22 protein-coding genes are annotated in these 26,768 nt (G+C 58.5%); 12 read left to right on the top strand and 10 right to left on the bottom strand.

Annotated elements, in window-relative coordinates:
* Positions 1-93 precede the first annotated feature (93 nt).
* Positions 94-588, top strand: a complete 495-nt coding sequence (locus tag KHO07_RS03975) for a GreA/GreB family elongation factor (RefSeq protein ID WP_212626520.1) — start codon at positions 94-96, stop codon at positions 586-588.
* On the opposite strand, the gene gdhA is transcribed toward KHO07_RS03975, so the two are convergent.
* Together gdhA and ettA are read right to left on the bottom strand one after the other, a co-directional pair.
* On the bottom strand, positions 585-1,922 hold the full coding sequence (gene gdhA / locus KHO07_RS03970) for an NADP-specific glutamate dehydrogenase (RefSeq protein WP_150734730.1): 1,338 nt from the start codon (positions 1,920-1,922) through the stop codon (positions 585-587). The two genes, KHO07_RS03975 and gdhA, sit on opposite strands and share 4 nt — an antisense overlap.
* A gap of 358 nt (positions 1,923-2,280) precedes the next feature.
* Entirely contained in the window at positions 2,281-3,945 is a 1,665-nt protein-coding gene (ettA, locus tag KHO07_RS03965; RefSeq protein WP_075948376.1) for an energy-dependent translational throttle protein EttA, read from the bottom strand.
* Between the two features lie 285 nt (positions 3,946-4,230).
* Between ettA and KHO07_RS03960 the strand changes: the two genes are divergently transcribed.
* The 7 genes from KHO07_RS03960 (at position 4,231) to KHO07_RS03930 (ending at position 14,004) form a co-directional block, all read left to right on the top strand.
* Positions 4,231-8,079 (top strand): bifunctional diguanylate cyclase/phosphodiesterase, encoded by a 3,849-nt coding sequence (locus tag KHO07_RS03960; RefSeq protein WP_212626519.1) that lies wholly within the window; start codon positions 4,231-4,233, stop codon positions 8,077-8,079.
* 107 nt (positions 8,080-8,186) lie between these two features.
* Positions 8,187-9,440 carry a serine hydroxymethyltransferase gene (gene glyA / locus KHO07_RS03955; protein ID WP_150734728.1) on the top strand — a complete coding sequence of 418 codons (1,254 nt, stop codon included), beginning with the start codon at positions 8,187-8,189 and terminating at the stop codon, positions 9,438-9,440.
* A gap of 295 nt (positions 9,441-9,735) precedes the next feature.
* A complete protein-coding gene (locus KHO07_RS03950) occupies positions 9,736-10,308 on the top strand; it encodes a hypothetical protein (protein ID WP_150734727.1) in 573 nt (190 codons plus the stop codon).
* Positions 10,309-10,389: 81 nt separating this feature from the next.
* Positions 10,390-10,944, top strand: a complete 555-nt coding sequence (locus tag KHO07_RS03945; RefSeq protein ID WP_212626518.1) for a hypothetical protein — start codon at positions 10,390-10,392, stop codon at positions 10,942-10,944.
* A 262-nt stretch (positions 10,945-11,206) separates the two neighbouring features.
* Positions 11,207-12,520 carry a C4-dicarboxylate transporter DctA gene (locus KHO07_RS03940; protein ID WP_150734724.1) on the top strand — a complete coding sequence of 438 codons (1,314 nt, stop codon included), beginning with the start codon at positions 11,207-11,209 and terminating at the stop codon, positions 12,518-12,520.
* Between the two features lie 65 nt (positions 12,521-12,585).
* Positions 12,586-13,290, top strand: coding sequence for a FadR/GntR family transcriptional regulator (locus tag KHO07_RS03935; RefSeq protein WP_150734723.1), 705 nt, complete (start codon positions 12,586-12,588; stop codon positions 13,288-13,290).
* A 24-nt stretch (positions 13,291-13,314) separates the two neighbouring features.
* Positions 13,315-14,004: a GntR family transcriptional regulator gene (locus KHO07_RS03930; RefSeq protein WP_212626517.1), complete on the top strand. Its 690-nt coding sequence runs from the start codon at positions 13,315-13,317 to the stop codon at positions 14,002-14,004.
* On the opposite strand, the gene yjiA is transcribed toward KHO07_RS03930, so the two are convergent.
* The 3 genes from yjiA to KHO07_RS03915 all read right to left on the bottom strand — a co-directional run bounded on the left by yjiA (position 14,001) and on the right by KHO07_RS03915 (position 17,360).
* Positions 14,001-14,972: a GTPase gene (gene yjiA / locus KHO07_RS03925; protein WP_212626516.1), complete on the bottom strand. Its 972-nt coding sequence runs from the start codon at positions 14,970-14,972 to the stop codon at positions 14,001-14,003. The two genes, KHO07_RS03930 and yjiA, sit on opposite strands and share 4 nt — an antisense overlap.
* 121 nt (positions 14,973-15,093) lie before the next feature.
* The gene (locus tag KHO07_RS03920; protein ID WP_054616680.1) at positions 15,094-15,291 is read right to left on the bottom strand and encodes a YbdD/YjiX family protein; all 198 of its coding nucleotides are present in this window, start codon (positions 15,289-15,291) and stop codon (positions 15,094-15,096) included.
* Between the two features lie 2 nt (positions 15,292-15,293).
* Positions 15,294-17,360, bottom strand: coding sequence for a carbon starvation CstA family protein (locus KHO07_RS03915; RefSeq protein WP_212626515.1), 2,067 nt, complete (start codon positions 17,358-17,360; stop codon positions 15,294-15,296).
* A gap of 159 nt (positions 17,361-17,519) precedes the next feature.
* Between KHO07_RS03915 and KHO07_RS03910 the strand changes: the two genes are divergently transcribed.
* Positions 17,520-17,888: a PilZ domain-containing protein gene (locus tag KHO07_RS03910; RefSeq protein ID WP_150734719.1), complete on the top strand. Its 369-nt coding sequence runs from the start codon at positions 17,520-17,522 to the stop codon at positions 17,886-17,888.
* Positions 17,889-17,943: 55 nt separating this feature from the next.
* On the opposite strand, the gene radA is transcribed toward KHO07_RS03910, so the two are convergent.
* Positions 17,944-19,311 (bottom strand): DNA repair protein RadA, encoded by a 1,368-nt coding sequence (radA, locus tag KHO07_RS03905; protein WP_150734718.1) that lies wholly within the window; start codon positions 19,309-19,311, stop codon positions 17,944-17,946.
* Between the two features lie 705 nt (positions 19,312-20,016).
* Here radA and mscL point away from each other — a divergent pair.
* Positions 20,017-20,430: a large-conductance mechanosensitive channel protein MscL gene (mscL, locus tag KHO07_RS03900; RefSeq protein ID WP_150734717.1), complete on the top strand. Its 414-nt coding sequence runs from the start codon at positions 20,017-20,019 to the stop codon at positions 20,428-20,430.
* A gap of 41 nt (positions 20,431-20,471) precedes the next feature.
* Here the strand turns inward: mscL and KHO07_RS03895 are convergent, their stop codons facing one another.
* Positions 20,472-21,248 (bottom strand): ferredoxin--NADP reductase, encoded by a 777-nt coding sequence (locus KHO07_RS03895; RefSeq protein WP_212626514.1) that lies wholly within the window; start codon positions 21,246-21,248, stop codon positions 20,472-20,474.
* 336 nt (positions 21,249-21,584) lie between these two features.
* Here KHO07_RS03895 and KHO07_RS03890 point away from each other — a divergent pair, with 336 nt between their 5' ends.
* On the top strand, positions 21,585-22,316 hold the full coding sequence (locus tag KHO07_RS03890) for an autoinducer binding domain-containing protein (RefSeq protein ID WP_212626513.1): 732 nt from the start codon (positions 21,585-21,587) through the stop codon (positions 22,314-22,316).
* Between the two features lie 161 nt (positions 22,317-22,477).
* Entirely contained in the window at positions 22,478-23,602 is a 1,125-nt protein-coding gene (locus KHO07_RS03885; RefSeq protein WP_212626512.1) for a methyltransferase, read from the top strand.
* Between the two features lie 74 nt (positions 23,603-23,676).
* Here the strand turns inward: KHO07_RS03885 and KHO07_RS03880 are convergent, their stop codons facing one another.
* The 3 genes from KHO07_RS03880 to KHO07_RS03870 all read right to left on the bottom strand — a co-directional run bounded on the left by KHO07_RS03880 (position 23,677) and on the right by KHO07_RS03870 (position 26,377).
* Complete coding sequence (locus tag KHO07_RS03880) at positions 23,677-23,844, bottom strand: DUF2474 domain-containing protein (protein WP_212626511.1); 168 nt, start codon at positions 23,842-23,844, stop codon at positions 23,677-23,679.
* A gap of 85 nt (positions 23,845-23,929) precedes the next feature.
* Positions 23,930-24,937, bottom strand: a complete 1,008-nt coding sequence (cydB, locus tag KHO07_RS03875; RefSeq protein ID WP_150734713.1) for a cytochrome d ubiquinol oxidase subunit II — start codon at positions 24,935-24,937, stop codon at positions 23,930-23,932.
* 3 nt (positions 24,938-24,940) lie between these two features.
* Entirely contained in the window at positions 24,941-26,377 is a 1,437-nt protein-coding gene (locus KHO07_RS03870; RefSeq protein ID WP_150734712.1) for a cytochrome ubiquinol oxidase subunit I, read from the bottom strand.
* Positions 26,378-26,768 lie beyond the last annotated feature (391 nt).

Genomic DNA, 26,768 nt, shown 5'->3' with positions numbered 1-26,768 from the left:
GCCGGCTCCTGCAAAGGGTCTGTCGCTCGCGATAACATCCGCTGAAACTAAAAACCTGCAACCATGGCCCAAACCCTATAACGGGAGAACGCCATGAGCCGCGCCTTCGTCAATGAAGATAATGCCGCCGCGCAAGCCGATCAGCCGGTCGAAAGGCAGGTCAGCGCGCAGCCCAATTACGTCACGGCCACGGGCCTCGCCCAATTACAGGCGAAGGTCACCGAGTTGCAAAACCTGCTGGGAGAGCTGAGCGCACAGGGAGACTTGGCGAACAAGCAGCGTGAGGCTGACCTGCAGCGCGACTTGAGATACTTCAATCAGCGCCTGCAAAGCGCTCAACTTGTGCCGCCCGCCCACTCAACGGAAAAAGTGCAGATCGGCAGTCGAGTGACGTTTGCCGATGAACAGGACACCGAGTTGACCGTGCAACTGGTCGGTGAAGATCAGGCCGACGCGCCGGCCGGCCTGATCAACTGGGGGTCACCGCTGGGCCGGGCGTTGCTCGGGGCGCAACTCGGTGACGAGGTGCTGTGGCAACGCCCGGCTGGAGATCAGATGATCGAGATCATCCGCATCGAACCGGCTTAAACCACGCCCTGGGCGAGCATGGCGTCGGCGACTTTGACGAAACCGGCGATGTTCGCTCCCTTGACGTAGTTGACCTGACCGTTCTCTTCGCCGTAATGCACACAGGCGTGGTGGATAGACTGCATGATCGCGTGCAGCTTGCTGTCAACTTCACCGCCAGTCCACAGCAGGCGCATGGCGTTCTGCGACATTTCCAGCCCGCTGACGGCAACGCCCCCTGCATTGGACGCCTTGCCCGGCGCGAACAAAATGCCCGCCTCGATGAACAGGTCCACTGCTTCCAGTGTGGTTGGCATGTTGGCGCCTTCGGCGACGCAAATGCAGCCATTGCGCAGCAGTGTCCGAGCCGCCTCGGCATCCAGTTCGTTTTGCGTGGCGCATGGCAGCGCGATATCGCAGCTAAGCCCCCACGGGTGTTTACCTGCCAGGAACTCAAGGCCAAAGCGCCCCGCCAACTCGCTGATGCGTCCACGCTGGACGTTTTTCAGCTCCAGCACCGCTTGCCATTGCTCTTGCGTCAAACCGCTTTCGCAGTACAGCGTACCTTCGGAATCCGACAGTGAAATCACCTTGCCGCCCAGGTCCATGACCTTGCGCGCAGCGTATTGCGCGACGTTGCCGGAACCGGAAATCGCTACACGCTTGCCCTCGACGGTCTGTTCCCGACGCTTGAGCATTTCCTCGGCGAAGTACACGCAACCGAAACCGGTGGCTTCCGGGCGGATCAGGCTGCCGCCGTAACTTGGGCCCTTACCGGTCAGCACGCTGGTGAACTGATTGCTCAGGCGCTTGTACTGCCCGAACAGGAAACCGATCTCGCGGGCACCGACGCCGATGTCACCGGCCGGCACGTCCACGTCGGCACCGATGTGCCGGTACAGCTCGCTCATGAAGGCCTGGCAGAAGCGCATGACTTCGGCGTCGCTTTTGCCTTTCGGGTCGAAGTCCGAACCGCCCTTGCCGCCGCCCATGGGCAACGAAGTCAGCGAGTTCTTGAAGGTCTGCTCGAAGGCGAGGAATTTCAGTACGCCGAGGTTCACCGAAGGGTGGAAGCGCAAACCGCCCTTGTACGGGCCGATGGCGCTGTTCATCTGGATGCGGAAACCGCGATTGACCTGCACTTTGCCGTGATCATCGACCCACGAAACCCGAAACACGATCGCCCGTTCCGGCTCGCAGATTCGCTCCAGAATGCCCGAGGTCAGGTAGTGCGGATGGGCTTCAAGAAACGGCCACAGGCTACGCAGCACCTCTTCGACGGCCTGATGGAATTCAGGCTGGTCCGGATCGCGTTTTTTCAGGCGGGCAAGGAAGGATTCGACGGATTCGATCATGGAAAAGTCTCGGCAAATTTATTGTCGTTGGAAGATTTTGAGCCGGACTGTAACAAACGAATCGCGCACAGGAATAGAGCAGAATGTCGCCTTTATGAAATTAAATGGTGCACAGGATGTAAATTAATGCTGGTTTTTGGGCAAAGTTGCACCTGAATGAGGATTAAACAATCAAGTTATGCACCAACAGTTACACCGCTATCGCTGGCAAGCCAGCTCCTACAGGGATGAGTAATGCCCGGACATCGCTGAACCTGCAGGAGCTGGCTTGCCAGCGATGAATACACCGCGGTGCCACTGAAAAAACGCAAAAAAAACGGAGCCCGAAGGCTCCGCTTTTGATGCAACCAGCCCGACATCAGGCCAGTTTTTTGTGGCGTACCCGGTGCGGCTGGGCAGCGGCTTCGCCAAGACGCTTTTTGCGATCGGCTTCGTACTCGGTGTAGTTGCCTTCGAAGAACACCGCTTGCGAGTCGTCTTCGTACGCCAGGATGTGCGTCGCGACGCGGTCAAGGAACCACCGATCGTGAGAGATCACAATGGCGGCGCCCGGGAAGTCCAGCAAGGCTTCTTCCAGGGAACGCAGGGTTTCAACGTCGAGGTCGTTGGACGGTTCGTCGAGCAGCAGGACGTTGCCGCCCTCCTTGAGGGTCAGGGCCAGGTGCAAGCGACCGCGCTCACCACCGGACAGGTCCTTGACGAACTTCTGCTGATCGCCGCCCTTGAAGTTGAAGCGACCGACGTAGGTACGCGACGGGATCTCGTAGTTGCCGATGCGGATCTGGTCGGAACCGTCGGAGATCTGCTGGAACACGGTCTTGCTGCCGTCCAGGTCTTCGCGGCTCTGGTCCACGCAGGCCAGTTGCACGGTTTCGCCGACTTCGATGCTGCCCGAGTCCGGCGTTTCCTTGCCCATCAGCATGCGGAACAGGGTCGACTTACCGGCACCGTTACCGCCGATCACGCCGACAATGGCGCCTTTGGGCATGGAGAACGACAGGTTGTCGATCAATACGCGATCGCCGTAGCCCTTGGTGACGTTCTTGAACTCGATGACCTTGTCACCCAGGCGCGGACCGGCCGGGATGTAGATCTCGTTGGTTTCGCTGCGCTTCTGGAATTCCTGCGATTGCATTTCTTCGAAGCGTTGCAGACGAGCCTTGGATTTCGACTGGCGGGCCTTGGCGCCTTTGCGCACCCACTCCAGTTCTTCCTTCATGGCTTTTTCGTGAGCCGACTGCTGCTTGGATTCGGCAGCCAGACGATCGGACTTGGCTTCCAGCCAACCCGAATAGTTGCCCTCGTAAGGGATGCCCGCGCCGCGGTCGAGTTCCAGAATCCAGCCAGCGACGTTGTCCAGGAAGTAACGGTCGTGCGTGATCGCGACCACGGTGCCCGGGAAGTCGTGCAGGAAGTGCTCCAGCCAGGCTACCGAATCGGCGTCCAGGTGGTTGGTTGGTTCGTCGAGCAGCAGCATGTCCGGAGCGGAGAGCAGCAGGCGGCACAGGGCCACACGACGCTTTTCACCACCGGAGAGGAATTCGACCTTGGCGTCCCACGCCGGCAGACGCAGCGCATCGGCGGCGACTTCCAGTTGGCGATCAAGGTTGTGACCGTCGCTGGCCTGCAGGATGGCTTCGAGCTTGGCCTGTTCGGCAGCCAGTTTGTCGAAGTCGGCATCTTCTTCAGCGTAAGCCGCGTAGACCTCGTCCAGGCGTGCCTGGGCGTTCTTGATCACGCTGACCGCTTCCTCGACCACTTCACGCACGGTCTTGGTCGGATCAAGTTGTGGCTCTTGCGGCAGATAACCGATGTTCAGCTCGGGCATCGGGCGGGCTTCGCCCTCGAACTCGGTGTCGACGCCGGCCATGATTTTCAGCAGCGTGGATTTACCCGAACCGTTGAGACCGAGCACGCCGATCTTGGCGCCTGGGAAGAACGACAAGGAGATGTTTTTCAGGATTTCCCGCTTCGGCGGAACAACTTTACCCAGCCGATGCATGGTGAATACGTATTGAGCCATGGAGAACCTAGGGTCAGTGACAGATGAATGATTAGGGCGCAGGGGATGCCTGGCCAGGCCGTGCGCGTCGCCCGATTGAAAGCTATCAATATGTGCGCGCTGAAAAAGCCTGATTTTAGGAGCTGGAACGCTCCCGCGTAACCGGCAAAGCTACCTGAATGACGGAAGGCCGTCCAGCCGAGCAGGGCTGGCACTTTGCCACAACTCAAGGCATGCTAGCCGCCCTTCGGGCGTCCGGCTTATAGTGCACGTCGCGCCAGCCCAGCCAAACCGCAGGATTAAAGTTTGTCCAACGTCCCTCCGCCCCTGACCACCAGTGCACCGACTGCGGCGCCCGGTTCGCCCCTGCGCGGAACCCTGAAAAGTGCGCTGGCAATACTGGTGCTGATGCTGCTCGCCCTGATGTTCTGGCAGTTGCTGGATCAGTTGCGCGAAACCCGGAAAACCCAGCGCCAGTACACCATCGACCACACCGCCGACCTCGCGGCACAAGTCAGCCTGAACATGGCGCTCAACGCCCAGATTGCCCTGAATCTGCTGCCGATTGTCGAGCAGCCGCAAAGTGCCGACGAACAGCAGGAGTTGCTGCGCAAGCTGCAAAAGTCCTTGCCCGACCTGGTCAGCCTGGCCCTGCTCAGTCCCTCGGGCAGGATCCTCAATGACAGCGCCAGTAACAGCGAGGATGCCGATTATCTGGCCGAGCTGGTCCGGCGCAGTCGCGCCCAGCCACATTATTTCAGCAATGCCGTTGATGGCTCTGTGGTGCACCTGTTGCTGCACCAGGCCAGCGGCAGCACTCGCGGTTACTGGGCCTTGCGCCTCAAGCCGACGTTTTTCTCGTCCCTGACCAACATCAATGAAACGGGCGACCGCCCCCTGTGGCTGGTGGAAAACCGCTTCAACCACCAGATCATCAGTCGTGACGAATCACTGCCTCTGGTCAATCCCGGCACGCTGACCGAGGACGATGTGTCCAACAGCGTGCTGACCGTTCCCTTGAGCAGCAGCGACTGGCAACTGCGCGGTTTGTTCGATCGCCAGCGCGTGCTCGAAGAGCTGTTGCCCGCATTCATCGGCAAATGCCTGTTGGGACTGGCCTTCTCCATGCTGCCGTTCATCGTTCTATTGAACATGCGCCGCCGCCAGCGCCAATTGCATGAAGGCCGCCGCCGCTATCAGGAGATTTTCGAGGGTACCGGCGTTGCGCTGTGCGTGCTCGATATGGCCAGCCTCAAAAACATCTTCGACAAGGCCCAATTGCACAGCAATGAGCAACTGCATGCATGGCTCGCAGTCCCGGAACAACGCCGGCAATTGCTGCAGGAAATGCGGGTGACCGAAGTCAACCAGGTCGCCCTGCAACTGCTCAACGTCAACACCTCCCAGCAGGCCTGGGACTTGCTGATAGACGGCAATCCAGTGGATGGCAGCGCCATCGGCAATCAGATGCTCGAAGCAGTGCTCAATCAGCAGGAACAGCTGGAGCTGGAAATCAAACTGCTGGACGCCACCGGCCGCGACCAACATCTGTGGCTGGTGCTGCGCCTGCCGCACAACCCGGCCGACTATAAGGCCGTGATCCTGAGCATCACGGACATCACCAGCCGCAAGCTCATCGAGCTGTCGCTGCAAGAGCGCGAACGGTTTTGGTCCGATGTCGTGCGTACCGTGCCCGATCACCTGTATGTGCAGGACGTGATCAGCCAGCGCATGATTTTCAGTAACCACCACCTGGGTCAGACCCTCGGCTACAACCGCGCCGAGCTGCAACAGATGGGCGAGTACTTCTGGGAAATCCTCCTGCACCCCGACGATGCCGACTACTACCACCGTTCACGCCAGAGCCAGCGCCAGGGCGGTTACAGTCAACTGATGCAATGCCAGTTGCGCTTCCGGCACCGCGACGGCGAATGGCGGCGCTTCGACATTCGCGAGCAGGCCCTGGCGCGGGACAAACACGACCAGGTGACTCGCATCATCGGCGTGGCCAAGGACGTCACCGAACAGATCGAAGCCAGCGAGTCCCTGCGCGACAGCGAACAGCGTTACCGGATGCTCGCCGAAAGCATCAGCGACGTGATTTTTTCCACCGACAACCGCATGACCCTCAATTACGTCAGTCCGTCGGTGCAAGCCGTGCTGGGCTACGACGCCGAGTGGATTTTCCAGAACGGCTGGCAATCGACCATCGCCAACCCTCAACAATTGACCGGTATCTACAGCCTGATGGAACGGGTCAACGAGGCGCTGGACCAGCCCGACCAGTTGGCGCTGTTGCGCAACCAGGTGCAGACCCAGTTGTTCCTCTTCGACTGCCTGCGGGCCGACGGCCGCAAGATCCCGATCGAGTTGCGCCTGGTGCTGGTCTGGGACGAGCACGGCGCCTTCGAAGGCGTGCTCGGTGTCGGACGCGATATCAGTCAGCAACGGCGCGCCGAAAAAGACCTGCGCATGGCCGCCACGGTATTCGAGCACTCGACCTCGGCGATCCTGATCACCGACCCGGCCGGCTACATCGTCCAGGCCAACGAGGCCTTCAGCCGAGTCAGCGGTTATGCCGTGGAGCAAGTGCTCGACCAGCTGCCGAACATGCTGACCGTCGACGAGCAACAGGAAGCCCACCTGCGTTATGTGCTCAAGCAACTCAATCAGCACAGCACCTGGGAAGGCGAAGTGTGGTTGCGGCGCCGCAACGGTGAGCACTACCCGGCGTGGGTCGGCATCACCGCGGTGCTGGACGACGAAGGCGACCTCGCCAGTTATGTGTGCTTCTTCAGTGACATCAGCGAGCGCAAAGCCAGCGAGCAGCGGATTCATCGCCTCGCCTATTACGACGCGCTGACGCACCTGCCCAACCGCACCCTGTTCCAGGATCGTTTGCACACGGCACTGCAGGCCGCCGAACGGCAGAAGTCCTGGGTGGTGCTGATGTTCCTCGACCTCGACCGTTTCAAACCGATCAACGACTCCCTGGGCCACGCCGCCGGCGATCGGATGCTCAAGGAAATGGCCACGCGCCTGCTCGGTTGCGTCGACGATGACGACACTGTCGCGCGCATGGGCGGCGACGAGTTCACCCTGCTCCTGCAACCGCGTGCCAACCGCGAAATTGCCTTGAACCGGGCCATTCACGTGGCCGAACAGATTCTTGCCAGCCTGGTGAAACCGTTCGTGCTCGAAGGCCGCGAATTCTTTGTCACGGCCAGTATCGGCATCGCCCTGAGCCCGCAGGACGGCAACGAACTCAGCCAGTTGATGAAGAACGCCGACACGGCGATGTACCACGCCAAGGAGCGCGGCAAGAACAACTTCCAGTTCTATCAGGCGGACATGAACGCCAGCGCCCTGGAGCGTCTTGAGCTGGAAAGCGACCTGCGCCACGCCCTGGAGCAGAACGAATTCGTGCTGTATTACCAGCCGCAGTTCAGCGGCGATGGCAAACGTTTGACCGGCGCTGAAGCCCTGCTGCGCTGGCGTCACCCGCGCCGTGGCCTGGTGCCGCCGGGGGATTTCATTCCGGTGCTTGAAGAGCTCGGGCTGGTGGTGGATGTGGGGGACTGGGTCATCAGCGAGGCCTGCCGTCAACTCAGGACCTGGCATCAGGCGAAAGTGCGCGTGCCGAAGGTATCGGTGAACATTTCGGCGCGACAATTCTCAGACGGCCAGCTCGGCACGCGGATCGCCACCATTCTCAAGGAAACCGGCCTGCCGCCGGCGTGCCTGGAGCTGGAGTTGACCGAAAGTATCCTGATGCGTGAAGTCAGCGAGGCCATGCAGATTCTCGATGGCCTGAAAAATCTTGGCCTGAGCATTGCGGTGGACGACTTCGGCACGGGTTACTCATCGCTCAATTACCTCAAGCAGTTCCCGATCGACGTGTTGAAGATCGACCGCACTTTCGTCGATGGCCTGCCCTCGGGCGAGCAGGATGCACAGATTGCCCGCGCCATTATCGCCATGGCCCACAGCCTCAACCTGGCGGTGATCGCCGAGGGCGTGGAAACTCATGAGCAGCTGGATTTCCTGAGGGAACACGGTTGCGATGAGGTTCAGGGCTACCTGTTTGGCCGGCCGATGCCGGCCGGGCAATTTGAAGTGCAGTTCAGCAATGATGCGCTGTTCATGTTCGATTGACGCGCATGAACACCACTTGTCTGTGACATGACGCCGTTTCATATGCCATCTAAAACCCATTGGGTTAGAATGCCCCCCTTTTCTGCCCCCGATCCTTGAGGACCGCCATGTTCAGCCGTGATTTGACTATTGCCAAGTACGACGCCGATCTCTTTGCCGCCATGGAGCAAGAAGCTCAGCGCCAGGAAGAGCACATTGAGCTGATCGCTTCGGAAAACTACACCAGCCCTGCGGTGATGGAAGCTCAAGGCTCGGTACTGACCAACAAGTACGCCGAAGGCTACCCGGGCAAGCGCTACTACGGTGGCTGCGAGTACGTCGACGTTGTCGAGCAACTGGCCATCGACCGCGCCAAAGAACTATTCGGCGCCGATTACGCCAACGTTCAGCCGCACGCTGGCTCCCAAGCCAACGCCGCGGTCTACCTGGCCCTGCTGTCGGCCGGTGACACTATCCTGGGCATGAGCCTGGCCCACGGCGGTCACCTGACCCACGGTGCCAGCGTTTCGTCTTCGGGCAAGCTGTACAACGCCATCCAGTACGGCATCGACGCCAACGGCCTGATCGACTACGACGAAGTCGAGCGCCTGGCCGTTGAGCACAAGCCAAAAATGATCGTGGCCGGCTTCTCTGCCTACTCGCAGATCCTCGACTTCCCGCGCTTCCGTGCAATCGCCGACAAAGTAGGTGCTTACCTGTTCGTCGATATGGCTCACGTGGCCGGTCTGGTCGCTGCTGGCGTCTACCCGAACCCGGTTCCGTTCGCTGACGTCGTGACCACCACCACCCACAAGACCCTGCGCGGTCCACGTGGCGGCCTGATCCTGGCTCGCGCCAACGCCGAGATCGAGAAGAAGCTCAACTCCGCGGTATTCCCTGGCGCCCAGGGTGGCCCGCTGGAGCACGTTATCGCTGCCAAGGCGATCTGCTTCAAGGAAGCACTGCAGCCTGAGTTCAAGGCTTACCAGCAACAAGTGGTGAAAAACGCCAAGGCCATGGCCGGCGTGTTCATCGAGCGCGGTTTCGACGTGGTTTCCGGCGGCACTGAAAACCACTTGTTCCTGCTGTCGCTGATCAAGCAGGAAATCTCCGGCAAAGACGCTGACGCCGCTCTGGGCAAAGCATTCATCACCGTGAACAAGAACTCCGTGCCAAACGATCCACGCTCCCCGTTCGTCACCTCCGGCCTGCGCTTCGGCACTCCGGCTGTGACCACTCGTGGCTTCAAGGAAGCAGAGTGCAAGGAACTGGCAGGCTGGATCTGCGACATCCTGGCTGACCTGAACAACGAAGCGGTGATCGACGCCGTTCGCGAGAAGGTCAAGGCTATCTGCAAGAAGCTGCCGGTGTACGGCGCTTAATTGCGACGTTAATCCGCAGCAGGAAAAACCGGCCAGTGATGGCCGGTTTTTTTTCGTCTGCACGAAATGGCATGGCCTTGTCCTGACTGCAACTGGAGCCATTCCAACGCCATCAACTTTAAAAGCCTGAAACAATAAGCACCGGCAAAACGAGATATTAAAGACCACTTAACTGATACTGTCAGCCACGCTCAACCCACCACTAAAAATCGTCACCAATTATACTTTTTAATCTAATACCAATATTCACCAAACCCACATTCAAACCAACCCAATGGAATTCAAGGATGAATTCATGAGTACCAATAGACAAAAGTCTTTCATCGCAACACTGGAACTTGATGATCAACACGTCGACCTGCTCGGCGAGTTACATGGCACTCCGGTTTTACGCCATGACACATTATTTTCAGGCGGCTTTTATACCGGGGCATCAACCACCCGGGACGACTCCCACCTGCTGGGATCTCGTTCTATTCAGGAAGTCCAAAAACACCCGCCGTTGACGATTTACTTTCGTTGCACGGATGATTACTACCACCTCTATATTCGCTCACACCCCACTTACACCGGATATTGCATCAGCAATGGCGCCGACCGGGTGCTGGGCGCCTATCGGCCTGCGGGCAGCGCCACCACGTCTTTCAACCTCCTGAACCTTGATAACCGAACCGTCACCTTGCAAGACATGGGCGGCGTCGAGCAAAGGGTTCGGCTACAGGCCCGTCATTCGCAGCCCATTGGGCACATTCGGCGCGCGGGCGCGCCTTATCGCTATCTGGCCGAAATCGAAGGCCAGGGCGTGGTTTTCAAGCTGCGCATCATCGAGCGCAACGCCTCATTCCTGAGTGATCCGGACGAGGTTTGATTGCCCACTGTAAACATTCCAAAGCGCTGTACTTCTTCGGTTATACGGCGCCGCCAACATTTATAACTATCAGGTAATACCATGAGCACCGACCAGGAAAAATCCTTCACGGCAACAATGAGCACCCGTTACGGCTTCCCGCACTTTCCCAAGTTGACGTATGGCAGAACAGTCACTACTCCACGCCCCGATTATGAAACCTTTTCCTTTTCCCATCATCTGGACGTTTCAAACTATCTCTTCCTCAAGCCCGATGTAGCACCCGACGCACTGACCTTTTACTTCCGGTGCCTCCACGACTATTACACCCTCTATATTTTCACCCCCGGCGAGTATTACTACAGAACCATCAGCCGTGAAGAAAAAGACTTCCTGAATTCTTATTCAACCGTAGATGGAGACCAGACCACGTTCAACTTGCTCAACGCCAAGGGCAACATCATCACCCTCGATCAGATCGACACGGATACGCCCACCGTCAGAATACAGACCCGAGGTGGTGCGCTGTTGTGCGCGGGGCAGAGTCGCAATAAACGCGATCCTAAAGTGGGCACTTTCGTGCGCACCGACCCGAATCGCAGCGCAGGTGTTCTCGACTTCAAACTGAACATCCTTCAGCGCAACGTGCCTTTTTGAGCTGTCTCGTAACCCGTAAAGCCAACCCCTGCCGCCCGGCCATCAAGGCCGGGCATCTCTTATCAGGGATTCACCTGCAAATACTGATCGATCACCACTGGTCAGACCGGTCATGCCAATTTCGTGATTCCCTCTTGTATTCCAGAAAAACCCGAGCGTAGACTGCGCCTGCACTGGACATACCGGTAAGACCACAATAATTAAGTCCTGAATCTGATGTGCCCCGCACACGGCAGCCAGGACACCGACCAGGATTCCTCCCATGCTCAGATGGTGCTCGCGTTCAATCTTCCTCCAAGTGGTTCTCGGACTGGTGCTCGGCATCGTCTGCGGGCTGACCCTTCCCGAATACTCCGCTCAGCTCAAACCACTCGGTGACGGTTTCATCAAACTGATCAAAATGCTCATCGGCCTGATCGTGTTTTGCGTGGTGGTCAGCGGCATCAGCGGTGCGGGCGATCTCAAGAAGGTCGGGCGCATCGGCCTGAAATCAGTCATCTACTTCGAAGTGTTGACCACCATCGCCCTGGTGATCGGCCTGGTGTTCGCCTTCAGCACCGGAATCGGCAGCGGCGCGAACATTCATCTGGACCAGCTCTCCGCCGCCGACATGGGCGACATCGCCCAGCGCGGTCAGCACATGCACACCACCACACAGTTCCTGATGGACTTGATCCCGACTTCGGTGATCGGTGCTTTCGCCGACAACAACATCCTGCAAGTCCTGCTGTTTTCCGTGCTGTTCGGCAGTGCACTGAACCTGGTGGGCGAGGCGGCGTCGGGCATTTCGCGATTGATCAACGAACTGAGCCACGTGATCTTCCGCATCATGGGCATGATCGTGCGTCTGGCGCCGATCGGCGTGTTCGGCGCCATCGCCTTCACCACCAGCAAATATGGCCTGGATTCGCTTCAGCACCTGGGCAGCCTGGTCGGTTTGTTTTACCTGACCTGTGTGGCCTTCGTGGCGTTGATTCTCGGCCTGGTGATGCGCCTTTCCGGCCTGAAGATGTGGCCGTTGCTCAAGTACCTGCGCGAAGAACTGATGATCGTCATGGGCACCGCCTCGTCCGACGCCGTGCTGCCACAAATCATGCGCAAGCTTGAGCATCTGGGCATCGGCAGTTCGACGGTCGGGTTGGTGATTCCTACCGGCTACTCGTTCAACCTCGACGGTTTTTCGATCTACCTGACGCTGGCCATCGTGTTCATCGCCAATGCCACCGGCACGCCGCTGGCCATGACCGATCTGCTGACAATTCTGCTGGTGTCGTTGATCACCTCCAAGGGTGCACACGGTATTCCGGGTTCGGCGCTGGTGATTCTGGCGGCCACCCTGACGGCGATTCCCGCGATCCCGGTGGTGGGTCTGGTGCTGGTGCTGGCCGTGGACTGGTTCATGGGCATCGGCCGGGCGCTGACCAATCTGATCGGCAATTGCGTCGCCACTGTGGCCATCGCCCGCTGGGAAAAGGACATCGATATCCAGCGTGCAAACAAGGTGCTTTCCGGCCAGGTGGGTTATACCTTCCAGCCGAGAAAACCGGTCGCATCGGCGCACCAGCAGGAATTTTGAATGAACGCCGTGCCTGCTCCCGGGCAGGCACGGCCAACAACGTTTTAAAGCTCGTGGAGCGAACAGTGATTACCTCATCGACCGTTGTAAATTCAGTGGTAGAAAAGCTTCGGGCCGCGCTGGCCCGTGGTCAGTGGCGCTCCGGTGAAATGTTGCCCGGGCAGCGCGAGCTGGCCGAACAACTGGGCATCAGCCGCCCGAGCCTGCGTGAAGCGGTCACCGTTCTGGAAACCCTCGGCCTGGTGCGCTCGATGCCGGGCAAGGGCGTGGTGGTGCTGGAAGCCAATCTCGCCGACAGCCAGTCACATGACAGTGCGGTGGCCGCGGCGAGCCTGGAAGACGTGCTGCAACTACGCTACACCCTCGAACCGTTCATCGTCGGTCTCGTGGCGCAGTCCATCAGCAGCAAGGAAGTCGGGCAACTGCGCCTGACCTTGATGGACATGCGCGAAGCGCTGGAAGCCAACGACAGTGAAGCCGGTGTGAATGCCTACATCGCCTTCCACGAAGAGCTGTTCACGCTGACGTCGAATCCGATCTTCCAGAGCGTGGTCCAGCAGACCAGCAACGCCCTCAAGCAAAGCGCCGAGGTGCTGCGCAACTCGCCGGAGCATCTGGCTGAACGCCTGGAAGAAAACGAAGCCGTGGTGCGGGCAATTCGCGGCAAGAACAGCGCTCAGGCGAGCGCCGAGATGCGTCGACACATTCTTCGCGAGGGCCAGCGGATGGGCATTGAACTGAACATCCCGGAAGACAACCTCGGCAGTTGAACCTCTTTGAACCGGAGAAAGGCCATGAACAGCTTCGTTTCAGCGCAAACGCTTACCACCCTACCCTTTCCACCGGTGCCGGATGATCTGTACTCGCGGGTCCTCGACGCCATTCTTGAACAGCGCATTCATGAAGCCAGTCGCTTTAGCGAGGAAAGCCTGGCACAGATGTTCGATGCTCGACGCAGCGACATTCGTGGTGTGCTGACGCGACTGTCCCATCAGCAGATCATTGTTTTGCGGGTCAATCATCGTCCCCGCGTCGCGGCGCTCGGTGTCGATCAAGTTCGGCAAACGCTGCATGCCCGGCGACTGACCGAGCTCATGCTGGTGAGGCTGACCTGCCAGAGACCCTGCACGCATGCCATCAAGCGCCTGCGGACGCTGGTCGATAGTGAGCGCCGATGCGCCGAGCGTGGCCAGGCGATTCGTCTGTCGGGTGAGTTTCACCTGCAGTTGGCGCAAATGGCGGGCAATGCTCCGTTGGCGCATTTTCTCGGCAGCCTCGTGCCTCTGACCTCCTTGGCGATTGCGCAGTTTGATGCGTGTGTAGAGGACAGTTGCGGCTGGCAACTTCACGGGAAAATAGTCGATGCGATAACGCGCATGGATACCGCGATGGCCGTGGCATTACTGGATCGTCATCTGGACCACCTGGAAGCGGCGTTGCTGAGCGCTCGACCGCTACCCCGTCAAAACCGTATTGCCGGTTAGCTCGCCGCCACTCGGGCGAAGCCCTGGCGTATCTTTTCCTGCGGCAAATCATCGGCAATGAACACGATCACGCTTTCACGCACTTCGTCATCGGCCCATTCGGTATCCCAATCAAAACCGTAAAGCTTCAGCACCCCCTGGAACACCATGCGCCGTGGCTCGCCGAGAATGTTCAGCACGCCTTTGTAGCGCAGCAGTTGTTTGCCGTGATCTTCCAGCAACTCGTTCATGAACTCGCTGAGTTTGTCGATATCCAGCGGCTTGTCGGTACGCAGCACGAGGCTGGAAATGCGATCGATGGACGGAGCCTGGCTCACCGGGCGCAAACTTACGCCACCGCCGAGGTCGGCATTGAGATTGAAACCGCGCACGTCGAGCAATTCGGCCAGGTCGATGTTGCCGTGATCGACCACTCGGATCGGGGCTCGGCGGTTGATACGGGTCAGGCGTTCGCTCAATGCGTTGAAGGCCGGCTCGTCCACCAGATCGCGCTTGCTCACCAGCAAGCGGTCGGCAAAGCCGATCTGCGCCTGGGCGATGGTCTGCGCCAAGTGAGTCTCGGCATGCGCCGCGTCGACCAGCGTGATGATGCCGTCGAGGATGTACCGCTCGCGCAATTCTTCATCGATGAAAAAGGTTTGCGCCACAGGCGCCGGGTCGGCCAGGCCGGTGCATTCGATCACCAGACGGTCGAAGGCGATGTCGCCGCTGTCCAGGCGTTCGAGCAGCAGGTACAGGGCTTTGGTCAGATCGGTGTGGATGGTGCAACAGACGCAGCCGTTGGACAGTGTCATTACTTGCACCGGCTCGTCGCCCAAGAGTTGGGTATCGATGCCGGCGTCGCTGAATTCGTTTTCGATCACGGCGATTTTCAGGCCGTGCTCGGCTTTGAGCAGGTGGCGCAGCAAGGTGGTTTTACCGGCGCCGAGGAAGCCGCTGAGGATCGTGACGGGGATTGGAGCTGACAAAAGAAGATCTCCCATGCGCTGAAAAAACTGTAGGAGCCCGGCTTGTCGACGATAGCGACCTGAAGATCGCTATCGCCGGCAAGCCGGGCTCCTACAGTGGTGTGTGCCTAGACCTCATGCATCAACAGCACTTCGGCCCACCCTTGCCACCGTAACGGGCTTCCTGACGTTCGCGAAAGAACATCTCGTAGCTCATCACCGGTTTGTCCGGGTGCTTGTTTTGCATGTGCTCGACGTAGTTGTCGTAGTCGGGCATGCCGACCATCAGGCGCGCGGCCTGACCGAGGTATTTACCGAGGCGACTCAGGTCATTGAACATGATCAGGCGTCCGGCAGCGCTTGGTAGGGCGCTTCTTTATCCGTACGTTCTTTTTTACCCCAGGCGGCAATGCCGACCTTGAGCGCATAGAACAGGATGCTGAACACCACGAACAGGAACAGCGCGGTCAGCGTTGCGTTGGTGTAGGCGTTGAAGATCACGTGCTGCATCTGAGTGATGTCCTTTGCCGGAGCGAGGATCTGGCCGTTGGCCAGGGCATCGCTGTATTTTTTCGCCAGGGACAGAAAGCCGATCGCCGGGTTAGCGTCGAACAACTTGATGAAGCCCGCCGTCGTGGTGCAGATCAGCAACCAAACGGCCGGCAACATGGTGACCCAGACATAACGCTGGCGTTTCATCTTGATCAATACGACGGTGCCGAGCATCAGCGCGATACCGGCCAACATCTGGTTAGAGATACCGAACAGCGGCCACAGGGTGTTGATGCCACCCAGCGGATCGATCACGCCCTGGTACAGCAACCAGCCCCACATCGCCACACAGCCAGCGGTGGCGATCAAGTTGGCGGTCCAGGACTCGGTGCGTTTCAGCGCCGGCACGAACGAGCCAAGCAAGTCTTGCAGCATGAAGCGACCGGCACGGGTACCGGCGTCCACTGCGGTGAGGATGAACAGCGCCTCGAACAGGATCGCGAAGTGGTACCAGAACGCCATGGTGTTTTCACCCGGCAGCACACTGTGCAGGATCTGCGCGATACCGACCGCCAGGGTCGGCGCACCACCGGCACGGGCCAGGATGGTGGTTTCACCGATGTCATGGGCGACCGCTTGCAGCGCTTCCGGGGTGATTGCGAAGCCCCAGCTGCTGACCGCTGTCGCTACCGACACTACATCACCGCCGACCACCGCCGCCGGGCTGTTCATGGCGAAGTACACGCCTGGCTCAATTACCGAAGCGGCGACCATGGCCATGATCGCCACGAACGACTCCATCAGCATGCCGCCGTAACCGATGTAACGGGCGTTGACCTCGTTATCGAGCAGCTTCGGCGTGGTGCCGGAGGAAATCAGCGCATGGAAACCGGAGACCGCACCGCACGCGATGGTGATGAACAGGAACGGGAACAGACCGCCCTTCCATACCGGACCGGTGCCGTCGACGAACTGGGTCAGTGCCGGCATTTTCAGCTCGGGCATGGTCACCAGAATACCGATGGCCAGGGCGACGATGGTGCCGATTTTCAGGAACGTCGAGAGGTAGTCTCGCGGCGCCAAAATCAGCCACACGGGCAACACTGCCGCGACAAAACCGTAGCCGATCAGCATCCAGGTGATCTGGATACCGCTGAAGGTAAAGGCCTTGGCCCACACCGGATCGGCAGCAATCTGCCCACCGAGCCAGATCGACCCCAGCAGTAACAGCACGCCGATGATCGAGATCTCGCCGATACGTCCCGGGCGGATGTAGCGCATGTAAATGCCCATGAACATCGCGATCGGGATGGTCGCCATCACCGTGAAAATACCCCAAGGGCTTTCGGCCAGGGCTTTGACCACGATCAGCGCCAACACCGCGAGGATGATGATCATGATCAGGAAGCAGCCGAACAGCGCGATGGTGCCAGGGATGCGGCCCATTTCTTCACGGACCATGTCGCCCAAAGAGCGACCGTTGCGGCGGGTGGACATGAACAGGACCATGAAGTCCTGAACGGCACCGGCCAGCACCACCCCGGCGATCAGCCACAGTGTCCCGGGCAGGTACCCCATCTGCGCCGCCAACACCGGACCCACCAGTGGCCCCGCGCCGGCGATGGCCGCGAAGTGGTGACCGAAGAGGATGTGTTTGTTGGTTGGAACGTAGTCCAGACCGTCATTGTTGAGTACGGCGGGGGTAGCCCGTCGCGGGTCGAGTTGCATCACATTGTTAGCGATGAACAGACTGTAGTAACGGTACGCGACCAGATAAATGGCCACGGCAGCGACCACAATCCACAAGGCATTGATTGCCTCACCTCGGCGCAGTGCCACTACACCCAGGGCGCACGCCCCTACGATTGCCAGCACCAGCCAGGGTAGATGGCGTAGCAGGCTATTATTATTTTTCATTTTATTATTCCAGCCAGAGTGGACAAGAAAGACAGCCACACCGAGTTTAGCTCTCCTGACGGTAAAGGCCATACCCCAACGTTGGTCTAGAGCCCTGTCCTGGCTGGCAGGTTTGAACAATGCGGGTCTATAGTCAGCCAACATCCAGAGGATTACGCCATGAGCGAGCACCCCGCCAATCGCCGTCGCTTCAAACGAATTGCGTTCGATGCCAGGACCAGGCTGAGCCAGGGCGAGTACATCTGGCCGGTAAAGCTGATCGACCTTTCGCTCAAGGGGCTGTTAATCGAGCGGCCCGAACCCTGGCTGGGTGATCGTGAGCAGGACTTTCACGTCGACATTCATCTGGACGATGGCGTCGATATCGAAATGGATGTGCAACTGGCCCATGAAGAAAACGGCCAGCTCGGATTCGTTTGCCGGCACATCAGCCTGGAATCGATCCAGCGCCTGAGACGATTGATTGAGCTGAACCTGGCTGATCCGCAGGAACTGGAGCGGGAGTTGGGTGCGTTGATCGAAGTTTGAACGCTGCCCCGTGCAGGCGCTGACGCGAGCTGCTCCTGCACAGGGGAGATTGTCGTTATTCGAAGAGTGCGTCGAGGGCTTGTTCCAGACGGGTCACGGCGATGATCTGCAACCCTGGCGGTGATTCCTTCGGCGCATTGCCCTTGGGCACGATGGCCCGCTTGAACCCGTGCTTGGCCGCTTCCTTCAGGCGTTCCTGACCGCTGGGCACCGGGCGTACTTCGCCGGACAGACCGACCTCGCCGAACACCAGCAAATCGTGGGGCAGCGGCCGATTGCGCAGACTGGACATGACGGCCGCCATCAACGCCAGATCGGAGGCGGTTTCCAGCACCTTCACCCCGCCAACCACGTTGAGGAACACATCCTGATCGTGGGTCGGAATGCCGCCGTGTCGGTGCAGCACCGCCAGCAACATCGCCAGGCGGTTCTGATCCAGCCCCAAGGTCACCCGCCGAGGGTTGGCCAGGTGGCTGTCATCCACCAGCGCCTGGACTTCCACCAGCATCGGACGGGTGCCTTCCCATGTGGCCATGACCACGCTGCCCGGGACTTCTTCCTGAGCACGGGTCAGAAAAATCGCCGATGGGTTGGAGACTTCTTTCAAACCCTTGTCCGTCATGCCGAACACACCGAGCTCGTTAACCGCACCGAAACGGTTTTTCACCGCCCGCAGCAAACGCAAACGACCATCGGACTCGCCTTCGAAATACAACACGGTGTCGACCATGTGCTCCAGCACCCGTGGACCGGCCAGCGCGCCTTCCTTGGTGACATGCCCCACCAGGAAAATCGCCGTCCCGCTCTGCTTGGCATAACGCACCAGCAATGCCGCGCTTTCGCGCACTTGGGACACGCCGCCCGGCGCAGATTGCAACTGCTCGGTGAAGATCGTCTGGATCGAGTCGATCACCATGACCTTGGGTTTCTCGAGCCGCGCCGTGGCGATGATGGTTTCGATACAGGTTTCGGTCATGACCCGCAGTTGATCCTGCGGCAAGCCCAGACGCCGGGCACGCATCGCCACTTGTTGCTGGGATTCCTCTCCCGTGACGTACAGGGCCGGCATGGTTTTGGCGAGATTACACAAGGTTTGCAGCAGGATGGTCGATTTGCCGATGCCAGGGTCACCGCCGATCAGCACCACCGAGCCGTCGACGAGGCCACCGCCCAACACCCGGTCCAGCTCACTCGACGCAGTGGAGAAACGCGGGATCTCTTCGACACTGACTTCAGCCAGGGTTTTGATTTGCGCCTGTTGACCGGTCCAACCCGTGCGTCCAGTGGGCGCCGCCGCCCCGCCGCTTTCCACCATGGTTTCTGTCAGCGTATTCCAGGCGCCGCACTCGCCGCACTGGCCGGCCCATTTCGGGAAGGTTGAGCCGCACTCCGTGCAGCCGTACATGCGCTTGGCCTTGGCCATCTGAACTCCCGGCAAAAACCGCGATGATAGCTCAGGTGAGAGCGATCAGCGCGATGCTGTGGTCGGAACGGGTGGAGAATTGTATCTGGCGGTTCTGAACATGATGGCCAATATCTATCACTGCTATAAACCAAGTGACAAACAGGCGGTTGAAGTCTCATCGTACACTCGATAAGAAATAACTCTGACGCAAAAATCAAAGCATCCTGTACAAGTTTTCGGCAACACACTCCATCACACTCAATGAACTGACAACAAAACCTGTACAACAGTTAACGATCTTAATTCCAAATGTATAACTATCAAAGATTATCGAATACTGTAATGTAAACTCACGCTCGAATAACCACACTTTGGCCCGGGACAATATCGATAAATCCGTTAATAAAATCCAGTCTTTCAAAACTACCGATAAACACAGGAACCCGGAGCAGACAACTGTTACGACTTCGTCAGTAAAGACGCATACAGTTGCCATTCATTTGCGCGATCTGCCGTTGAGCTCATGATTAACAATCAGCAACGCCCCCCCTCAAAGGTTCGTCCGGAAAGCGCTCGGCTCCGTGTGGTGGGCTCGCTCGCTAAACTTTTCGCCATGGGCCCGGTCGATTGCAGGCAAGCTTCGTAAGCAGTTGTTTCGGGCAGGCAGCCCTTGACTGATTTACACTGCGTTGACCAATCTCATCTGTAACAAGGAAATAACCTATGGGCGTGATAAACGAGTTCAAGGCCTTCGCGGTCAAAGGCAATGTGATCGACATGGCCGTCGGTATCATCATCGGCGCCGCTTTCGGCAAGATCGTGACGTCGTTCGTGGGCGATGTGATCATGCCTCCCATCGGACTGCTGATCGGTGGTGTGGACTTCAGTGACCTGGCCATTACGCTCAAGGCCGCTCAGGGAGACGTCCCGGCGGTAGTGCTGGCATACGGCAAATTCATTCAGACGCTGATCGACTTCATCATCGTCGCCTTTGCGATCTTCATGGGTGTCAAAGCCATCAACCGTCTCAAGCGTGAAGAAGCTGTCGCCCCTACCTTGCCGCCGGTTCCGACCAAGGAAGAAGAGTTGCTGGGTGAAATTCGTGACCTGCTCAAGGCTCAGAACAGACTGCCCTGAATACCTGCTCAAAAAATGGCGCCCCCGAGGCGCCGTTTTTTTTACCAGAAATTTTCCACTGCCACCTGACCAGGGCGGCGGCTGAGGCTTAAATGCATATCGCGCTGTTTGAGCAATTTGCGCGTGTCATCGATCATCTGCGGATTACCGCAGAGCATGACCCGCGAGTGCTCAGGCGTCAGGGCCACCCCGGCAGCGCGCTCCAGTTCGCCGTTTTCAATCAGCGTAGTAATCCGGCCGTTCAGGGCGCCGGGATGTTGTTCTCGCGTCACCGTGTTGATGAGCTGAAGCTTGTGGGCGAATTCCGCCAGATACTCGCGCTCTGCCAGGCCCGCAATCAGTTCCTGATACGCCAGCTCGCTGGATTCGCGCACGCTGTAGACCAGGATGATTCGCTCGAATTTCTCCCAGACTTCAAAGTCCTGCAGGATCGACAGAAACGGCGCAATGCCGGTTCCAGTGGATAACATCCACAGATCACGCCCGTCGACAAAACGGTCGAGGGTCAGATAACCAAAGGCCTGGCGATCGACCAGCAAGGTATCTCCGACACCCAGTCGGCTCAGTTCACTGGTGAATTCGCCTCCTGGAACAACGATGGAAAAGAACTCCAGAAACTCGTCATGAGGTGATGACACCATGGAATAGGCGCGCCACACCGTACTGCCATCGGCCCGGGTTACACCCAGTCGGGCGAACTGGCCTGCGCGAAAGCGATACCCGGGATCCCTCGAAGCCCGAAGGGTGAACAGGTTTGGGGTCAATGACCGGACGTCGAGCAGGGTCTGGCGAGTAAATTTCTCTTCACTGACACTCATGGGGCTCTCCAATCAACAGACGATCCCAGTGTCTCGCAAAGAGCGCGGCATAAACACCGATGAATTGTGGTGCCTTTACAGGGTTTCCAATTCTCACTTCCATTTGAATATATCCACCAAAACTAACTACGCGGTTAAATATTCACTGTTTGTATTAAACCCACCATGCAAATTCACCCTGCCATCATGGGTAATGTTCAGAACCAGAAACAGCGTTAAACGTGTACTAGCAAAACAAAAAAATCTCAGTGAACCCTCAGACTTATCCTACAATCCAATTCGCGCCCTATTTGGATCCAAGCGCCCCCAAGCTAAATTTACAAGACGGAGCCGATAATGGAACGGTGGAAGGAGCTACAACTCATACAGTTGTCCAGAACAACGGAAATGAAGAGCGCCTATCAGGTCTCGTTGAGTTTTGCGAAAAACATCGGGTACAAATTTTTTTCTTTTTCAACAACTTGCCCGGCAGAAAATGAATATTTTCACTCGGTACGTTTTAACAACTATCCGAACGACTGGAATCGCGAATATGAAAAAAACAAGTTAAGTACCATTGACCCAGTAGTAGCACACTGCAATCAATCCATGCTGCCAGTCCTGTGGACTGAGGAACTCTTCAGTAACACGCCATGGTTATGGGATGCATTGGAGCAACAGGGGTTGCAGCATGGTTGGTCACAAGCCATCCATGACGAGGAAAGTGGTCTTTGCAGCATGTTGAGCCTGGCCAGAAGCCATTGCGCGATCAGCGCGTGGGAGCTCTATGAAAACCTCGGTTTCTCTCTGTTTATCGGCAATCATTTGCATAAGCTGATGGTTCAGGCGATGCCCCAGGCAGCGAAACCACCGCCAATGACGCAGCTGACGCCACGTGAAGTCGACGTATTGAAGCTGGCGGCAGATGGCAAGACAGCCTACGAAAGCGCCAGGATCCTCAATCTCAGTGCTCGTACTGTCAATTTCCATGTACAGGAATCCATTCGCAAACTCGGAGTCAACAACAAGATTTCCGCCGTCATTGCCGCCGTCAAGGCGGGCTATCTGAATCGCAATGCGATGCGCTGAAGCGAAACCTGCGAGTAATCCGATACAAAAAAACGTACCATTCGCGGTCCCTCCTGAGTGATGACGTGTGACTTGTCCACGACGCAGTCCACTCGGTCGGCCCCGCCGCCAACACGCCTCCGGGCCGCGGGATACCCGTTGATTACCCAGAGCCCCGCCCCATGCCTTTGCTCGAAACACCTTTCGCCAGCCTCGACCTGATCCGCCAGCCCGAACAGCAGAATGAACCGCTGCAAGCCTTCGATGCGGCAGATGAATACCTGCTCAATCATCTGGCCGAACAGCAGCCCTCGATCGATACACGGGTCCTGGTGCTGAACGACAGCTTCGGCGCATTGGCAGCCAGCCTGGCCGGCAAGGTCAAGGTGCTCAGCAGCGGTGATTCGTTCCTGGCCTATCATGCGCTGGAAAAAAACCTGGCCCGCAATGGTCAAGCGTTTGATGCGGTGTCGCACGTGCCTGCCAGTGAAATCGTTGCCGGGCCCTTCGACCGAGTGTTGATCCGGGTGCCCAAGACCCTGGCCTTGCTGGAGGAGCAGTTGATCCGCCTGCAAGGGCAACTCGCACCCGGTGCCCAAGTGGTCGCCGGTGCAATGATCAAACACCTGCCGCGGGCGGCGGGTGACTTGCTCGAGCGCTACATCGGCCCGGTACAGGCGTCGCTGGCAGTCAAGAAAGCCCGGCTGTTGATTGCCACGGTTGAAGACAAAATGCCTGCTACATCACCCTACCCGACCCGCTATCGTCTCGACGAGCCGGCCATTGAATTGCTTAACCATGCCAATGTGTTCTGTCGGGAAGGGCTGGACATTGGCACCCGGGCTTTTCTGCCGCACCTGCCAAAGAATCTAGGCACGGCGCGCGTTGCCGATCTCGGTTGCGGTAATGGTGTGCTGGCGATTGCCAGCGCACTGCAAAACCCTGACGCCCAATACACACTTGTGGACGAGTCGTTCATGGCAGTGCAATCGGCTGGCGAGAACTGGCAGGCTGCATTGGGCGACCGCGACGTCATCGTGCGTGCCGGCGACGGGCTGGCCGGGCAGGAACCTCAGTCGCTGGACGTGGTGCTGTGCAACCCACCGTTTCACCAGCAACAAGTGGTCGGCGATTTCCTCGCCTGGCGCATGTTCCAGCAAGCCCGGGAAGCGTTGGTAGTCGGGGGCGCGTTGTACATCGTCGGCAACCGTCACCTGGGTTATCACAGCAAACTCGCGCGCTTGTTCCGTGGTGTCGAGCAAGTAGCGGCCACGCCGAAGTTCGTGATCCTCAAGGCGCGTAAGTAACGGCAAAAAAAAACCCTCCACCAGGAGGGTCATAAATCCGTGCCGCAAGGCAGCGGGATAGGATGTAAGGGGTTTCAGTGAGTGGTCAGGCCGGCGGCGTTCATGAACATCCGCATCAGGCTGGCGACGATGAACAGCGCACCGACGCTGCCGGCCCAGATCATGGCCAACCAGCCGAGCCGCTGCCACAGCGGTTTTTTTTCGGCTTCTTCGATGTCGTGCAGGGAATGTTTTCCGGGCATGATTCAATTCTCCAGTAAGGGGTGATGGCGTCTATGACGGCGCCATCGCGAGCAGGCTCGCTCCCACATGTTTCAGCGCTGCAGCCTAGTGGTAACCGTCTTCGTGGGTGACCTTGCCGCGGAATACGTAGTAGCTCCAGAAGGTGTAGCCCAGGATGAACGGGATGATGAACAGCGTCCCCACCAGCATGAAGCCCTGACTCTGAGGTGGTGCGGCGGCGTCCCAGATCGAGATCGACGGCGGCACGATGTTCGGCCACAGGCTGATTCCCAATCCGCTGTAGCCGAGGAAGATCAGCACCAGCGTCAGCAGGAACGGCGTGTAGTTCGCATTGCGCGCCACCGCGCGAATCAGACCGTACAACGTCACCAGCACCAGAATCGGCACCGGCAGGAACCAGAACAGGTTCGGCAGGGTGAACCAGCGTGCGGCAATATCCGCGTGGGCCAGCGGGGTCCAGATACTGACGATACCGATCACCGCCAACAATACAAACGCCAGCGGCCGCGCCAGGTCATGCATCTGTTCCTGCAACTTGCCTTCGGTCTTCATGATCAGCCAGGTGCAGCCGAGCAACGCGTAAGCCACCACCAGCGCGGCACCGCAGAACAGGGTGAATGGCGTCAGCCAATCCAGTGAGCCACCGGCAAACTGCCGATTGACCACCGGCAGTCCATCAATGAACGCCCCCAGCGCCACGCCCTGGAAGAACGTCGCAGCCACCGAACCGCCGATGAATGCCTTGTCCCACAAATGGCGTTTGTCGTCCTTGGCCTTGAAGCGGAACTCAAACGCCACGCCACGGAAGATCAAGCCGACCAGCATGAAGATCAGCGGCAGGTACAACGCCGAGAGCACCACAGAATAGGCCAGCGGGAAAGCGCCGAACAGCGCGGCGCCGCCCAGCACCAGCCAGGTCTCGTTGCCGTCCCAGACCGGCGCAACGGTGTTCATCATCACATCACGGTCGGTCTTGCCGGGAATGAACGGAAAGAGAATGCCGATGCCGAGGTCGAAGCCATCCATGACCACGTACATCATGATGCCGAAGATGATGATCACGGCCCAGATCAGCGGAAGATCAATACCCATGATTCAAATCTCCTTGGTCACGGTGTGGTCGGCATCGGCGTGTTCATCGTCGGCTGCGGACAATGGACGTGCCGGCGTGCGTTTCTGGCCGGGACCGCCGTCGTTGGTTTCTTTGCCTTCATCGATCTTCGGCCCTTTGCGCACCAGGCGCATCATGTAGCCCAGACCCGCACCAAACAGCGCGAAATACACCACGACGAACAGGATCAGGGTGATGCTCATCTGCATGAAACTATGGTTTGAAGACGCATCGGCCGTGCGCATCAGCCCGTACACCACCCACGGCTGACGGCCGATTTCGGTGGTGAACCAACCGGCGAGGATCGCGATCAATCCGGATGGGCCCATCCACAACGCCAGGTAGAGGAACGGTCGCGATGTATAGAGCTTGTCGCTTTTGCGCAGCCACAGGCTCCACAAACCGGTGAAGATCATCAGCAAGCCCAGGCCGACCATGATCCGGAACGACCAGAACACGATGGTCGAATTCGGCCGGTCTTCAGGCGGGAACTCCTTGAGCGCCGGCACCTGTTTATCCAGCGAGTGGGTCAGGATCAGGCTGCCCAGGTAGGGGATCTCGACCGCGAATTTGGTCCTCTCTTCTTTCATGTCCGGCCAGCCGAACAGGATCAACGGCGTCGGCTCGTCGCCTTTGTTTTCCCAGTGGCCTTCGATCGCGGCAATTTTCGCCGGCTGATGCTCAAGGGTATTGAGGCCGTGGAAGTCACCGATGACCGCCTGGATCGGCGCCACGATTAGCGCCATCCACATCGCCATCGAGAGCATGGTGCGAATCGCCGGGTTGTCCTTGCCGCGCAGCAAATGCCAGGCTGCCGAAGAGCCCACGAAGAACGCCGTGGCCACAAACGCCGCCGTCGCCATGTGCATCAGGCGATAGGGGAACGATGGGTTGAAGATCACTGCCAGCCAGTCGGTTGGAATCACCTGGCCGTTGATGATTTCAAAGCCCTGCGGTGTCTGCATCCAGCTGTTGGAGGCGAGAATCCAGAACGTCGAAATCAGCGTACCGATGGCCACCATGACAGTGGAAAAGAAGTGCAAGCCGCGCCCGACCTTGTTCCAGCCGAACAGCATGACGCCCAGGAATCCGGCTTCGAGGAAGAATGCCGTGAGCACTTCATACGTCAGCAACGGACCGGTCACCGCTCCGGCGAAGTCCGAGAATCGGCTCCAGTTGGTGCCGAACTGATAGGCCATGACCAGCCCCGAAACCACGCCCATGCCAAAGTTGACGGCAAAGATCTTCGACCAGAAATGGTAAAGGTCCCGGTAAGTGTCGTTATTCGTTTTGAGCCACAAGCCCTCGAGTACCGCCAGGTAACTCGCCAGACCAATAGTGATGGCCGGAAACAGGATGTGAAACGAGATGGTGAACGCGAACTGGATTCGGGCGAGATCAAGTGCCTCTAAACCGAACATAAGTCTTCCTCTATCAGGTAGTACGGCTGCGGGCTGAAAGCCTGCACCCACGGCCCCCACGGATATGGAGTGTGGCGAATCTCTGTTTGTTCTTTTTTTTCACGCATCGCAACGCAGGGAGTCTGGCCAACTGGCCGCCGAATCAATTCCCTTGGGAGGGCGTTGATCTGGATCAAGCAACGTAGAAAGAGTAGTCCCAATTTCGGGGATAAACCGCGTGGCCTTTTGCCGCGTGACAAGTTGCCCCATAGGCCTTTGGTATTCACTGTGGCGAGCGAGCTTGCTCGCGCTCGACTGCGCAGCAGTCGTCATACCGATGAATGCGGTTTACCTGAGGCGCCCAAATGCCAGGGTTTGAGGCCGCTTCGCAACCTGACGGGAGCAAGCTCCC

Origin of the sequence: Pseudomonas sp. PP3, from assembly GCF_905336995.1 — a bacterium.
Classification (GTDB): domain Bacteria; phylum Pseudomonadota; class Gammaproteobacteria; order Pseudomonadales; family Pseudomonadaceae; genus Aquipseudomonas; species Aquipseudomonas reinekei.
Note: the sequence above shows the minus strand (reverse complement) of the source record. Positions and strands in the feature narration are given on the sequence as shown.